General features: G+C 60.1%; 13 protein-coding genes. 8 read left to right on the plus strand and 5 right to left on the minus strand.

Annotated elements, in window-relative coordinates:
* Positions 1–5: 5 nt before the first annotated feature.
* The 3 genes from H4P12_RS13065 to gntR are packed head-to-tail and all read right to left on the minus strand — an operon-like array spanning position 6 to position 2,796.
* The gene (locus H4P12_RS13065; protein ID WP_187794107.1) at positions 6–758 is read right to left on the minus strand and encodes an SDR family oxidoreductase; all 753 of its coding nucleotides are present in this window, start codon (positions 756–758) and stop codon (positions 6–8) included.
* Complete coding sequence (denD, locus tag H4P12_RS13070) at positions 755–1,744, minus strand: D-erythronate dehydrogenase (RefSeq protein WP_187794108.1); 990 nt, start codon at positions 1,742–1,744, stop codon at positions 755–757. The genes H4P12_RS13065 and denD overlap by 4 nt, the downstream gene beginning before the upstream one ends.
* The gene (gene gntR, locus H4P12_RS13075) at positions 1,744–2,796 is read right to left on the minus strand and encodes an HTH-type transcriptional regulator GntR (protein WP_187794109.1); all 1,053 of its coding nucleotides are present in this window, start codon (positions 2,794–2,796) and stop codon (positions 1,744–1,746) included. Before gntR ends, denD begins: the two co-directional genes overlap by 1 nt.
* A gap of 232 nt (positions 2,797–3,028) precedes the next feature.
* Between gntR and H4P12_RS13080 the strand changes: the two genes are divergently transcribed.
* From H4P12_RS13080 to H4P12_RS13110, 7 genes are all read left to right on the plus strand, one after another.
* On the plus strand, positions 3,029–3,565 hold the full coding sequence (locus tag H4P12_RS13080; RefSeq protein ID WP_187794111.1) for a TRAP transporter small permease: 537 nt from the start codon (positions 3,029–3,031) through the stop codon (positions 3,563–3,565).
* Complete coding sequence (locus H4P12_RS13085) at positions 3,562–4,842, plus strand: TRAP transporter large permease (RefSeq protein ID WP_187794112.1); 1,281 nt, start codon at positions 3,562–3,564, stop codon at positions 4,840–4,842. The genes H4P12_RS13080 and H4P12_RS13085 overlap by 4 nt, the downstream gene beginning before the upstream one ends.
* 53 nt (positions 4,843–4,895) lie before the next feature.
* Entirely contained in the window at positions 4,896–5,909 is a 1,014-nt protein-coding gene (locus H4P12_RS13090) for a TRAP transporter substrate-binding protein (RefSeq protein WP_223115810.1), read from the plus strand.
* Between the two features lie 64 nt (positions 5,910–5,973).
* A complete protein-coding gene (locus H4P12_RS13095; protein WP_187794113.1) occupies positions 5,974–7,185 on the plus strand; it encodes a mandelate racemase/muconate lactonizing enzyme family protein in 1,212 nt (403 codons plus the stop codon).
* Positions 7,185–8,087, plus strand: a complete 903-nt coding sequence (locus H4P12_RS13100) for a DMT family transporter (protein WP_187794114.1) — start codon at positions 7,185–7,187, stop codon at positions 8,085–8,087. The genes H4P12_RS13095 and H4P12_RS13100 overlap by 1 nt, the downstream gene beginning before the upstream one ends.
* Positions 8,084–9,865 carry a dihydroxy-acid dehydratase gene (locus H4P12_RS13105; RefSeq protein WP_187794115.1) on the plus strand — a complete coding sequence of 594 codons (1,782 nt, stop codon included), beginning with the start codon at positions 8,084–8,086 and terminating at the stop codon, positions 9,863–9,865. The genes H4P12_RS13100 and H4P12_RS13105 overlap by 4 nt, the downstream gene beginning before the upstream one ends.
* 12 nt (positions 9,866–9,877) lie before the next feature.
* Positions 9,878–10,642, plus strand: coding sequence for an SDR family oxidoreductase (locus tag H4P12_RS13110; protein ID WP_223115811.1), 765 nt, complete (start codon positions 9,878–9,880; stop codon positions 10,640–10,642).
* A gap of 3 nt (positions 10,643–10,645) precedes the next feature.
* On the opposite strand, the gene dld is transcribed toward H4P12_RS13110, so the two are convergent.
* Together dld and H4P12_RS13120 are read right to left on the minus strand one after the other, a co-directional pair.
* Positions 10,646–12,328, minus strand: coding sequence for a D-lactate dehydrogenase (gene dld, locus H4P12_RS13115; RefSeq protein WP_187794118.1), 1,683 nt, complete (start codon positions 12,326–12,328; stop codon positions 10,646–10,648).
* A 128-nt stretch (positions 12,329–12,456) separates the two neighbouring features.
* Positions 12,457–13,065 carry a DUF1269 domain-containing protein gene (locus H4P12_RS13120; RefSeq protein ID WP_187794119.1) on the minus strand — a complete coding sequence of 203 codons (609 nt, stop codon included), beginning with the start codon at positions 13,063–13,065 and terminating at the stop codon, positions 12,457–12,459.
* Between the two features lie 401 nt (positions 13,066–13,466).
* Between H4P12_RS13120 and H4P12_RS13125 the strand changes: the two genes are divergently transcribed.
* Positions 13,467–14,489: a histone deacetylase family protein gene (locus tag H4P12_RS13125; protein WP_187794121.1), complete on the plus strand. Its 1,023-nt coding sequence runs from the start codon at positions 13,467–13,469 to the stop codon at positions 14,487–14,489.

Raw genomic sequence — 14,489 nt, forward strand, 5'->3', positions numbered from 1 at the left:
TGCCTTTACCCCCGGCCCACAAAGGGCATCTGCGTGGCCATGACGGTCATGGTCAGCGTGTTGGCATCCAGCGGCAGCCCCGCCATATAGCTGACCGCGTCCGAGATATGGGTGACGTTGATCGTCGGTTCGACTGCCATGGACCCGTCGGGTTGCAATACGCCCGAGGCCATGCGTTCGGTCATGTCAGTGCCTGCATTGCCAATGTCGATTTGCCCGACCGCGATGTTGTAACGGCGACCGTCCAGCGCGGATGCGCGGGTCAGCCCGGCGATGCCCGCCTTGGTCGCAGCATAGGGGGATGCTTGCGGGCGCGGCATCGTGACCGAGATCGAGCCGTTATTGATGATCCGGCCCCCTTGCGGATCTTGTGCCTTGAACTGCCGAAAGGCGAATTGCGTGCAGAAGAACGCGCCCGACAGGTTCACGCCAATGACGCGGTCCCAGTCCTCGGCGGTGATATCTTCCAGCGGAACGCTTTGGTTGTTCATGCCCGCATTGTTCACCAACAGGTCAAGCCGCCCCCATTTGCCGATCACCTCGGCAAAGGCCGCCTCGACCGCCGCGCGGTCACTGATATTGACGGCGACGGATTGGATGCCTTCGCCGGATGGATCAATCTCTGCCCCGGCTGCGTCCAGAACGTCCCTGCGGCGGCCGAACAGGGCCACGGCAAAGCCGTCGGCGTGCAGACGTTTGGCGATAGCCTTGCCGATACCGGTGCCGCCGCCGGTGACGATTGCGATGCGCTTGCTCATTTGGGAAGCTCTCCGCCCAGTTCGTCGTCGATATGGATGCGGATGATTTCGTCAAATGAGGATTCCGCCTTGAAGCCCAACGACATCGCGCGAGAGGCGTCGAAATCCTTGGCCCAGCCTTCGACCATTTCGGTAATCATCGCATCGGGTTCCTTGCGGATCAGGGCGACAGCCTTGTCGCCTGCAACGCGGCGCAATGCCTCGATCTGTTCGCCGACGGTGGCAGACAGGCCGGGCATGTTCAGGTTGCGGCGTGTGCCCAGCGACGCGGTGTCCATTTCGGCGGCGTGCAGCAGAAAACCCACGGCGGCACGTGGGCTGGCATGCCAGTGGCGGGCAGTTTCATCGACCGGCAGAACGGCTTCCTGACCGATCAGCGGTTCGCGCAGGATATTGGAAAAAAAGCCCGACGCAGCCTTGTTCGGCTTGCCCGGACGGATGCAGATGGTTGGCAGGCGAATGCCCACGCCGTCCAGAATACCGCGCCGCGAATAGTCGGACAGCAACAACTCTCCGATCGCTTTCTGCGTGCCATAGCTGGTGCGCGGCGTCTGGAAGAATTCATCGCCGATCTTGTCGGGGAAGGGGGCGCCAAAGACCGCGATGGATGAGGTAAAGACAAATCGCGGGCAATAGTCAGCCTTCTGACCTTCGGCCCGGATGGCGTCATACAGATAGCGGGTGCCGTCAAGGTTGATGGCATAGCCTTTGTCGAAATCCAGCTCTGCCTCGCCCGAGACGATGGCGGCCAGATGGAAGATGACATCCGGGCGGCGCGAAATCAGATCGGGCGCGACAGAAGGATCGGCGATATCCACGACTTTTCGGGCAATTTCGATCCCATCTGCGGTGACGGCTTCCGGTTCGAACGCGTCGACCAGTTCGATGCGCTCAATATCCTTCCCTGCCAATGAGCCGCTCGCAATCAGGGCGCTGGTCAGCTTGCGCCCCACCATCCCCGCAGCTCCGATAATCAGAATTTTCATCAGTGGTGGCCTCCTCTGCCGCCGGTTGAATTTCGGTCCGTGCTTTGACGGGCCATCAGTTCGTAGCCGACGTCGATAACCGTCGGGTTTGGGTGTTCCCCCCGATTGGCGGAAATGATCATCTCCACCGCGCGCAGCCCCATTTCGTAACGCTTGGTGCGAATGGATGAGAGGCTGGGATTGCTTTCCGCCGAATAGCCAAGGTCGTTATAGCCGATGATGCCGATCTGATCGGGAACGCGGATATGGCGGCGCTGGCATTCGAACAGCGCGCCAAGCGCCATGTCGTCATTGTTGCAGAACACCGCGTCGATATCCGGCGCCATGGCCAGAAAGTCCGAAAACATCTCGGCCCCGCGCGTGACGGATGATGGCTGCGGCGAGGTATAGATCAGATTGCCCTCATAAAGCCCGGCGGCCTGCAAGGCGTCGGCATAGCCCTGCAAGCGGCGTTGCGCCCGTGGGTCCATGCGTGCGCCGATAAAGCCGATGCGGTGGTAACCCTTGTCCAACAGATGCTGGGTCGCGGTGCGCCCGCCCGCGCGATTGTCAAAGCCGATCATCATGTCGATGGGATTGGGGCCGACATCCATGACCTGCACCACCGGGCAGCCAAGGCTGGACAGGATGGCGCGGCTGTTTTCCGACTGATCCATGCCCGCGACAATCAGCCCTACCGGGCGCTGCGCCGCAAAGACCTTGATCAGCTCCTCTTCCTTGCGGGCGGTATAGCGCGAATTGCCAAGCTGAACCTGAAAGCCTGTATCCTCGATCGCCTCATAAATGCCGCGCAGGACATCGGCGAAAACCTGGTTCGTGACAGATGGAATAATCACGCCGATAATCGAGGTGCTGGCCGATGCCAGTGCCCGCGCCGCCTGATTCGGCGAATAACCAAGCCTTTCAACGGCCTCGGACACACGTGCGCGGACCTTGGGCGACACAACATCCGGTGTGCGCAAGGCACGGGATACTGTGATTGCGCTTACATTTGCTGCCTCGGCAACGTCCTTCAGGGTTACTGTCTTGTAAATATTCGAATTTTTCCTCACTCCTCCCCCCGGAGCTATGCGTCATGATAGATCATGTCATTGACAATGATATACGCTATCATTTAACTTAATGTCCAGTCTGGTCCGAAACGAGAACGAATCTGTCGCCGTCATGGGCCAGAGTCATGGGCCAGAACTGAAATGGCGCGGGTGAAAGCCGGAGGCGCGCCGTAGGGGGAGGACATAACGTGCCCAGCACGACGCGATTGGCCCGGCCGAGGAGCTGCCGGGCATGAACACGCTTGTAAACGCTTTCGTCAAATTCGTTGAAGTCGTTCTGGTCTTTCTGATGGCCGGAATGGCGCTGATGGTGCTGCTGAACGTGATCCTGCGCTATGGCTTCAATTCCGGGCTGATGATGTCCGAGGAGATGAGCCGCTTTTTCTTTATCTGGCTGACCTTCATCGGTGCGGTTCTGGCGCTGAAGGAAAACGCCCATATGGGGGTCGAAAGTCTGGTGCGTCTGTTTGGCAGACGTGGCAGGGTGATCTGCATGGCGCTGACCAACCTGCTGATCCTGCTCTGTGTCGGCGTGCTGTTCTGGGGCACCTGGTTGCAGGCACCGATCAATGCCAGCATGAAATCGCCCGTCGCAGGCATGCCGATGATCCTTGTCTACGGCGTCGCATTCTTTACCGCCGCCGGCATGGGGATCATCGCATTCTATCGGTTGATCGTGATCCTGACCGGTCGGGTGACAGACGCCGAAATCGCGCATTTCGTGGGCGAATATGAATCGGTCGAGGAATTGGTGGGGCGCGGCGAATGACCATTGTAGTTTTCCTTGCCTCGATGCTGGGCGCGATGGCGATTGGCGTGCCGGTGGCCTTTGCCCTGATGTTCTGCGGCATCGCGCTGATGACCTATATGGGCATCTTCAACCCGCAGATTGTCGCCCAGAACATGATCGACGGCGCCAACAGCTTCATCCTGCTGGCGATTCCGTTCTTCATTCTTGCGGGTGAATTGATGAATGCGGGCGGTCTTTCGAAGCGTATCATCGACTTTGCCATCGCCTTTGTCGGCCATCTGCGGGGCGGGCTTGGCGTCGTCGCGATCATCGCGGCGCTGATCATGGCATCGCTGTCCGGCTCGGCCGCCGCCGATACCGCCGCGTTGGCCGCCATTCTGGTGCCGATGATGGCCAAGGCCGGATATGACGTGCCGCGTTCGGCCGGTCTGATCGCGGCGGGCGGGATCATCGCGCCGGTTTTGCCGCCCTCGATCGCGTTCATCGTCTTTGGTGTGGCCGCGAACGTGTCGATCACCAAGCTGTTTCTGGCCGGGGTCGTGCCGGGCCTGCTGATGGCCATTGGACTGGTCATCGCATGGCAGATCGTTGCACGCCGCGACAAGGTCGAGGTGCTGCCCAAGCAGCCGTGGTCCGTCCGCTGGCAGGCGACACGCCGTGCGGGTTGGGCACTGATGATGCCGGTGATCATTCTGGGCGGAATCCGGTTCGGGATTTTCACCCCGACCGAGGCGGGCGTGATCGCCGCGACCTATGCCCTGTTCGTTGGTCTGTTCGTCTATCGCGAACTGAAGCTGAAAGACCTGTATGGCGTGCTGTTGCAGGCGGCCAAGACGACATCGGTCATTCTGTTTCTGGTGTCGGGCGCGCTGGTCACGGCATGGCTGATCACCAGTGCCAACATCCCCGGTGAAATTACCGGCCTGCTGGAGCCTGTCATGGATCGCCCGATCCTGCTGATGCTGCTGATCATGCTGCTGGTGTTTGTCGTCGGAACCGCGCTGGATCTGACGCCCACGATCCTGATCCTGACGCCGGTCCTGATGCCGATTGTGAAACAGGCGGGCATCGACCCGGTCTATTTCGGGGTCGTCTTCGTGATGAACAACTGCATCGGCCTGATCACGCCGCCTGTCGGGGTCGTGCTGAACGTCGTCAGCGGAGTTGCGCGGGTGCCGATGGGCAAGGTCATCGTCGGCGTCACGCCGTTCCTGATCGCGCATCTGGCGGTGCTGCTGCTGCTGGTGCTGTTCCCCAGCATCGTGCTGGTTCCACTGCATTGGCTGGGCGGCTGACGCCCGGCGACAATCGAACCAAGGTTAAAGTCCAATCGAGGAGGAGGACGATAATGACAATCAAGAAAACAATGACTGCTGGTCTGGCACTTGCGGTGATCGCAGGGGTGATCGCCCCGGCCAGCGCCGAAATCAGCGAACGCACCATCCGCGTGTCGAATGGCGTCGCCGAAGATCACCCGGTGGGTGAAGGCGTCCGCGCGATGAAAGCCTGCTTTGACGAAAAGACCGGCGGCAAATGGACGCTGAACGCGTTCTGGAGTTCGGCCCTGGGTGACGATCTGCAAGCCACGCAGGCGCTGCGGTCGGGCACGCAGGAAATGGTCATCACCTCATCCTCGCCCATCGTGGGGGTTCTGCCCGCGCTTGGCGTCTTTGATCTGCCCTTCCTGTTCGCGAATGAACAAGAGGCTGACGCGGTTCTGGATGGCGAATTTGGCCAATATGTTTCGGACATGATGCCCCAGGTGGGTCTGGTCAATCTGGCCTATTGGGAAAACGGGTTCCGCAACCTGACCAACTCGAAACGTCCCGTGACCAAACTGGACGATTTTGACGGGATGCGCGTCCGCGTGATGCAGAACAACATCTTTCTGGATACATTCCAGACGCTTGGCACCAATGCCACGCCGATGGCCTTTGGCGAGGTGTTCTCGGCACTGGAAACCGGCACGATCGATGCGCAGGAAAATCCCTATGTGACGATCGACACCTCGAAATTCTACGAGGTGCAGGAATACCTGTCCAACACCCGCCACGCCTATACGCCGTTCATGGTGCTGTTCTCGAAACCGATCTGGGACACCTATGCCGAGGATGAGCAGCAGATCCTGCGCGATTGCGCCGTTGTTGGCCGCGATGTTCAGCGTGCGGCAAGCCGCAAACTGTCCGAAGAATCGCTGGCCCGCATCAAGGAAGCCGGGTTGGAGGTGAATGACATCGACGAAGCCTCGATGACGCAGATCCGTGACGCCGTTCAGGGTGTCTACGAGCGTCACAAGGACGAAATCGGTGCCGAGGTCGTGGACCGCATGCAGGCCGCCTTGGCCGAAGTGCGCGGCCAGTAATCGCGATGCTGTTTACGGGACCGGTTCGCCGGGCCCGTTCCGCCACCGGTGACAGGGGATCGCCATGAAAATTACAGCCGTCGAAACGCTTCGACTGGGCGAGTTTTCCAATATCATCTGGGTGCTGATCCGCACCGATGACGGCATCACCGGATTGGGGGAAACCTTCATGGGGGCCGGTGCTGTCGAAGCCTATCTCCACGAAACCGTTGCGCCAAAACTGATCGGCCGCGATCCCCTGCAGATCGAGGCGATCAATCGCGATCTGATCGGCTATCTGGGCTGGCGCGGAGCCGGGGTTGAAACCCGCGGCAATTCCGCCGTCGATATCGCCCTGTGGGATATTTTCGGCAAAGCCCTGGGCGTTCCGGTATCCGTGGCATTGGGCGGCAAATCGCGCGAAAAGGTGCGCACCTATAACACCTGTGCAGGCTATCAATATGTTCGCGACGCCCGTGCGCAGGCGGTGGCAAACTGGGGTCTGGATCGCAAAAGCGATGGCCCTTACGAGGATCTGGACGCGTTTCTGAACAATGCCGATGATCTGGCCCTGTCGCTGCTGGAACAGGGCATCACGGGCATGAAGATCTGGCCCTTCGACATCGCGGCCGAACGCACGCATGGCCTGGATATTTCCGCAGCCGAGTTGAACCGCGCGCTGGAACCGTTCGAGAAGATCCGCAAGGCGGTCGGCGACAGGATGGACATCATGGTCGAATTCCATTCGCTGTGGCGTCTGCCCGCTGCGCAGCGGATCGCCCGTGCGTTGCAGCCCTATGACACGTTCTGGCACGAAGATGCGGTGCGGATGGACAGTCTGGAAACGCTGCGCGCCTATGCTCCGCATAGCAGGGCGATGGTCTGCGCATCGGAAACGCTGGCTTACCCGCACGCCTTCCGCGACTATCTGGCAACGGGTGTGGCCGGGGTGGCGATGCTGGATCTGTCATGGTGCGGTGGCCTGTCCGAGGCGCGCAAGATCGCAGCACTGGCCGAAGCCGCGCAGATCCCCGTTGCGCCGCATGATTGCACCGGGCCGGTCGTGTTCATGGCATCGTGTCATTTTTCAATGCATGCGCGGAATACATTGATTCAGGAATCCGTCCGCGCCTTCTATACCGGCTGGTATACGGAACTTGTGACCGAATTGCCGACGGTTTCGCAGGGCGAAATCACGGTATCCGACGCGCCCGGTCTGGGGATCGACCTGCTGCCAGACCTGTTCCATCGCCCCGATGCGATTCATCGCCGTCAGACCGCTGACGGTGAAATCTGATGAGCATGGCCTCTGTCAGCAACGGCATGTCGCCCGCGCGTCTGGGCATATTGTTCATGCTGCTGGCGATGTTCATGTTTTCGCTGAACGATGCGATGGGCAAATGGCTGGTCGCGACCTATTCGGTGGGACAGGTGCTGTTGCTGCGATCCGCCGCCGCGTTGATCATCCTGCTGCCATTCCTGTGGAAATCCGGCCTGACGCCGATCCTGTCGGCCGAACGCCCGGCACTGCAATTCGCTCGCGTGGTCTTTTCCACGGTCGAGGTATTCAGTTTTTACGTGGCCGTCTCTTACCTGCCGCTGGCCGATGTGATGACCTATTGGCTGGCCGCGCCGATCTATGTCGCAGCGCTGTCGCCGCTGTTGCTGAAGGAAAAGGTCGGGCCGGTCCGTTGGGCTGCCATCGGATTGGGCTTTGTCGGTGTCGTGATCGCGCTGGTGCCATCGGGGCAGGTGAACCCGCTGGCGATCCTTGTTGCAATTGTCGGAACGCTGGCCTTCGCGCTGATGGTGATGACGGGCCGGGCGCTGCGCGGCACCCCTGATACCACGCTGGTCTTTTTCCAGATCATGGGCGCGCTGACCGCCGGGGTCGTGCTGGCGCCATCTGGCTGGGTCGCTCCGACGGGCCTGGATCTGCAACTGTTGGCCGCTTTGGGCATCATTGCCATGCTGGCCCATATTTTTGTCAACCGCGCCGTGAAGCTGGCGGATGCCGCCACGGTCGCGCCAATGCAATATACGCTGCTGCCTTGGGCGATCATCCTTGGCTATCTGTTTTTTGGCGACCTGCCGCGCCCCGTCACGCTGATCGGCGCGGCGATCATCATCACATCCAGCTTTGTCATCTATCTGCGAGAGAACCGCGCCAGGACACGGCGCGGAGGAGAATTATCGTGAAAAAACTGCGGTCCCGCGCCTGGTTCGACAATCCCGAGAATATCGACATGACGGCGCTGTATCTGGAGCGGCACCTGAATCACGGCCTGACGCGCGAGGAGTTGCAGTCTGGCAAGCCGATCATCGGCATCGCGCAATCAGGGTCCGACCTGAACCCCTGCAACCGCCACCACATCATTCTGGCCCAGCGTATCCGCGAAGGTATCCGCGAAGCGGGCGGCATCGCGTTCGAATTTCCGGTCCATCCGATCCACGAAAACTCGAAACGCCCGACGGCGGGTCTGGATCGCAACCTTGCCTATCTGTCGCTTGTCGAGGTGCTATATGGCTATCCCCTGGACGGTGTCGTGCTGACCATCGGTTGCGACAAGACCACGCCCGCCATGCTGATGGCGGCCGCGACCGTGAACATTCCCGCCATCGCCTTTTCCGTGGGACCGATGCTGAATGGCTGGTTCAAGGGCAAGCGCACCGGATCGGGCACGATCATCTGGAAAGCCCGCGAAATGATGGCGGCGGGCGAAATCGGCTATGAAGAATTCATCGAACTGGTGGCCTCATCCGCGCCCTCGGTCGGATATTGCAACACGATGGGCACGGCCTCGACGATGAATTCGCTGACCGAAGCGATCGGGATGCAATTGCCCGGATCTGCCGCCATTCCCGCCCCGCACAAGGACCGCGGCGCAATGGCATGGCGGACCGGCAAGCGGATCGTCGACATGGTGCATGAGGATCTGAAACCTTCGGACATTCTGACGAAACAGGCGTTTCACAATGCCATCGTCGTCAATTCGGCCATCGGCGGGTCCACCAACGCGCCCATCCATATCAACGCGCTGGCCCGCCATATCGGGGTCGATCTGGACATCACAGACTGGCAGAAACTGGGCCATCATATCCCGCTGCTGGTGAACCTGCAGCCCGCAGGCGAATATCTGGGCGAGGATTATCATCGCGCGGGCGGCGTTCCGGCGGTCGTGAATGAGCTGATGAAGAAGGGCCTGATCCACGAGGACGCGCCCACCGTCAACGGCAAGACCATCGGCGAAAACTATCGCGATACGCCGATCCTTGATGATGACGTGATCCGCCCTTTTGGCACGCCGTTGAAATCGGATGCCGGTTTTCTGGTGCTGCGGGGCAATCTGTTCGACAATGCGGTGATGAAAACCTCGGTCATTTCGGCCGAGTTCAAGGACCGCTATCTTAGCAACCCTGACGATCCCGATGCGTTCGAGGGCAAGGCGGTCGTGTTTGACGGCCCCGAGGATTACCACCACCGCATCGACGATCCCGCGCTGGAGATTGACGAATATACGATGCTGTTCATGCGCGGCACCGGCCCCATCGGCTATCCGGGCGCGGCAGAGGTCGTGAACATGCGCCCGCCCGCCTATCTGATCAAACGCGGCATCCATGCGCTGCCCTGTATCGGAGATGGGCGGCAGTCGGGAACTTCTGGATCGCCCTCGATCCTGAATGCCTCGCCCGAGGCGGCGGCGGGTGGCAATCTGGCGATCCTGCAAACCGGTGATCGCGTGCGGATGGACCTGCGGGCGGGGACAGTGAATGCGATGATTTCGGATCAGGAAATCGCCCGTCGCCGCGCGGAACTGGATGCAAAGGGCGGCTATCCCTATCCCGATCATCAGACGCCTTGGCAGGAAATTCAACGCGGGTTGGTCGATCAGCTTGGCGATGGCGCGGTGCTGAAGCCCGCCGTGAAATACCAGCGCATCGCCCAGACCAAAGGTCTGCCGCGCGACAACCATTGAACGGATATCGTGATGAGCAATCTTTTCGACCTGACCGGCAAAACCGCACTTGTCACCGGCTCATCCCAGGGGATCGGCTTTGCGCTGGCCGAAGGGCTGGCAAGCCACGGTGCGCGCATCGTTCTGAACGGCCGCAATGCCGACAAGCTGGAGGCAGCGGCAGAACAGTTGCGGATGCAGGGCTATGATGTGCACACCGCCCCGTTCGACGTGACCAACCCCAGGGCTGTGGCAACCGCCATCGACAAGATCGAGGCGGGTATCGGCCCCATCGACATCCTGATCAACAATGCCGGGATGCAATATCGCGCCTCGTTAGAGGAATTTCCGCTGGACAAGTGGGAAGACATGATGCGGACCAACGTCTCCTCGGTCTTCTATGTCGCACAGGCGGTGGCACGGCACATGTTGCGGCGGGGGCGGGGCCGGATCATCAACATCGCCTCGGCCACGTCGGAATTGGCGCGGATCAGCGTCGCGCCCTATACCGCCAGCAAGGGGGCGGTGAAAAACCTGACGCGCGGCATGGCGACGGATTGGGCAGGGCGCGGGCTACAGGTCAACGCCATCGCGCCGGGTTATTTTCGCACGCCGCTGAATACCGCGCTGACCGAAAGCAAAGAGTTTACCGCCTGGCTGGAAGCCCGCACCCCGGCGGGTCGTTGGGGGGATCTGGACGAATTGAAGGGCGCGGCGATCTTTCTGGCATCAGATGCGGCCAGTTTCGTCAATGGTCATACGCTTTACGTCGATGGCGGGCTGACGGTGTCGCTGTAACGGTCACGCCCACATCTTCTTGCGGGATGTCTTGCCGATGCCGGGGTTGAAGCTGTTGGTCGGGTCAAGCTCTCGGTAAAATTCCTCTAGTGCGGGTTGGGCGTGATACAGATGGCCGACATTGTGTTCGGCCGGATACTGTGCCCCGCGCTGGTCAAGGATGGCCAGCATTTCTTGTTCCAAAGCGTGACAATCCTCGCCCTTCCTGGCCAGATATTCCTGATGCATGACGTGGCAGAAGAAATGCCCGCAATAGACGGTCTTTTCGATCCGGTCGGTGATTGATTTTGGCAGGGTTTCAAACCAATCTACCATGTTGCGGGGCAGGGCGACGTCCAGCGCCACGATATCCTCGACCGTCTTGCGATGCGTGGCACGATAACGCACCACGGCGCCGCCCACGGCAAAGCGTTGCAGGAACGCAGCCTCTCCCTCGTCCTTGGTGCATTCGAAGAAATCGGCATCTGGGCGGGGAAAACGGGCTTTCAGATAATCCCGGGCTTCGGCTGCGCCATCACCGCCCATTTTAAGCAGCAGGTGGTGGGCATAGCGGTCGCGATAGTCGTTCATCCGCTTGGGCAGATGTTCGGGCAGCAACCGGGACAAAGCAGTCAGCAGATGGTCGCTGACACCTGCGCCCAGTCCCAGTTTTTCGGTAATTCCGTCGAACCAGCTTTTCGCCGCATAGGCGCGGGGCACGTTGTCGGTGCCGAATTTGCGGATGAACAGGAACAGATCCTTGCCGTAAATCTGCGCGGTCCTATACGCCTCGCGGTGAATATATTCGCCAGCGATGGGCAGGTTCCTGAAGTTGGTCAGAATGTCGCGCCGGATCTGGCCCAGCTCATCGGGGTCGTTCGCGCCGATGTAAAAGACGGTCACGTCCTTGTCGGCTTCGAACGTGTCCAGCCGCACGGCAAAGACGCCCAGACGACCGGCCGAGCCTGATGCCTCGTAATGCCGCCGGGGATCGGCGTTGAAACGCGCCGGAGAATTTGCTGTCACGTCGCGGACATGGTCGCAATATTCCTTGTCCGAAGCCCATTGGTTCGTGCTGTGGGAAATATCTTCCGGCGTGTAATCCTTGCCGTCCAGCCGCGACAGGATGGTTTCAGGGGTCTCGCCCAACGACACACCCAGATGATTGACCAGATGAAGATGCCCATGGGCATCAATCTGGGCAAAGATGGCGAATTGCGTATAGGCCGGCCCCCGCCGGATCAACGAGCCGCCGGAATTGTTGCAGACACCGCCCGCGACCGATGCGCCGATACAACTTGACCCGATGACCGAGTGCGGTTCGCGGCCCACCGGCCGCAGTGCCTTTTCCAGCTTGTCCAGCGTCGCGCCGGGCAGGGCAATCACCTGTTTGCCGCCGTCGATCAGGTCGATCCGGTCGATACGCATGGTGTTGATGATGACGATGGGCCGGTCATAGCCGTCGCCAAAAGGGGTCGATCCGCCGGTCAATCCGGTGTTCGCCGCCTGAAAGATGACGATGACATCTGCGGCGACACAGGCTTGCAGAACCTTCCATTGCTCCAGCAGCGTGCCCGGGCGGACCGCTGCCAGAATTTCGCCATCGCCATAACGGTAACCTTTGCGGAACCGTCGCGTCGCGCGTTCGCCGTGATAGACATGTTTCGATCCGACGATATCCGAAAATGTCTGCAGAAGTTTTTGCATGGCCATGCCCCCTGATCACCCCAGGATTGATATAGCATGCAGTCCTGGGGGTGAAGGCCGGGCTTGTCAGCGGGCCAGCGTCGGCTTTCTGCCGCAGCTTGAAGCGCGGCAGAAAGTGACGACGATAATCAGGCGTCAGATTTGAAGAAGGATGTGAAGCGGGATTTTGTCTCTTCCCATTTCTTTTCCAGATCGGCCTTGCGCTCTGCATGCTTTTCCTCGCGCAGGACGCGGGCAGCTTCATCCGCCGCGGCACGGGCGGCATCTTCGGCGCTGATAATCTCGGTCAGGACGTCGTTGTAGTCATAGCGGGCCAGCACACCGCCCGATGCCGCGACCAGAGTGTCGATGATCGAAGGATCGTTCTCGTCCAGGTCAACGAACAGTGCGGTAGAGCCGGGCAGCAATTGTGCGCTGATCTTAGACAGAACCGCATCATCATCGACGGCACTGTTCAGATCGACCAGCGATCCCATCAATGCGCCTGCCGAAAAGCCCAGAAGCACGCCCAGCGGGCCACCGAGAATGCCGATCAGACCGCCAAGCGCGCTGCCGGTCAATGTGCCTGCATCGACGGTATTGCTATCGCCGTCCTTGAGTGAAACGGAACCGTCCGGCGCACGCTCGGCCACGCCAGCCTGATAGATGCTATCGGGATATTGCGAACGAAGTTCGGAAAGCACCTGATAGGCTTTGCTCTCCTCGGGCCAGGTTACAACGATGATATTCCTAGACATTATAGAACCTCCTGAATAAAAAAATCTTCGGGTGCAGTTGTGTCATTCGGATGTCAGGCAAAGCGTCGCTAATCTGCTGGCTGATTCTGACCCGTTAACCTTAGGTCAATCGCATCATTTGGCAGAGCGATCTTGCCGTCCTTCACCCCGCCTGCGCCACTTTTTGCTTGATAAGCCTATCTGTTAGGCGAGGCTGTGGATAACTTCCGGCAGCCTTCGTCGGTATATCAGGCAAATCTTCGCCTGAATGCGCGTCGCTGACTGCCTGCTTTTTAATCGTTCGGGGAGATATCCCATTCGCAGGCGGGATGTGATCATCGGCGCCTGTTCCCTTGACAGGAATGGCGACTTGTCTCCCCGATATGCTGATTGTGATCGGCAATCCCAGGAAAGGATCCCGGATGAAGGCGGTTTTCGATGAACGACAGCGGTTGCACGATCCCCAGTTTCGTCTGGCCGATGGCAAGGTCGTGCAAAACCCTGATCGCCCCGCCCGCGTGGATGAATTGCTGCGCGGCGTCGGGCAAGCGGGGCTACCAGTCGTTGCGGCGACCGATCACGGCATGGCGCCTTTGGCCGCGCTGCACACGCCGCGCTATCTGACCTATCTGCGCACGATTCATGCCCGCCGCAAAGCCGTGGTTCCTGATCTGGCCGAGGTCGTGCCGGGGCGGATCGCGCCCGTGCGCGACGTTCACTATTCTTATGAAAGCGAGGCGCAGATCGGCTATCACAATACGGACACATCTGCCCCTATCGGAGAGAATAGCTGGGCCTCGATCTATTGGTCGGCGCAGACCGCGCTGACGGCGGCTGATCTGATCTTGTCAGGGCAGCACAGCGCCTATGCCCTGTCGCGGCCATCGGGGCACCATGCCTATCGCGAAATGTCGGGCGGCTTTTGTTTTCTGAACAACTCGGGCATTGCCGCCGAATATCTGCGCAGCAAGGGGCATCGCCCCGCAATCATTGATATAGATGTGCATCACGGCAACGGCACGCAGGCGATCTTTTACGACCGTGACGATGTCCTGACCGTTTCAATACATGTCGATCCGGCGCATTTTTACCCTTTTTACGCTGGCGGTGCGCAGGAATGCGGCGAAGGGCGCGGTCTGGGCTATAACCTGAACCTGCCATTGCCGCGCGGATCGGCGGATGACGTTTATCTGTCGGGGCTGGACGATGCGTTGCAGCATATTACCGCATTTGGCGCATCCGTGATCGTCGTGGCGCTTGGGCTGGATGCGCATGAAAACGACCCGTTCAAGGGCTTGCAGGTGACGACGCCCGGCTTTGCGCGGATCGCGGGGGCAATCGCCGCAATGGGATTGCCCGTGCTGAACGTGCAAGAGGGCGGCTATATGCAACCCTCTTTGGGCGATAATCTGGCCAGCTATCTGTCAGCCATGCCCCAGGGGTGA

The sequence above is a fragment of the Paracoccus amoyensis genome, assembly GCF_014490725.1.
GTDB lineage: Bacteria > Pseudomonadota > Alphaproteobacteria > Rhodobacterales > Rhodobacteraceae > Paracoccus > Paracoccus amoyensis.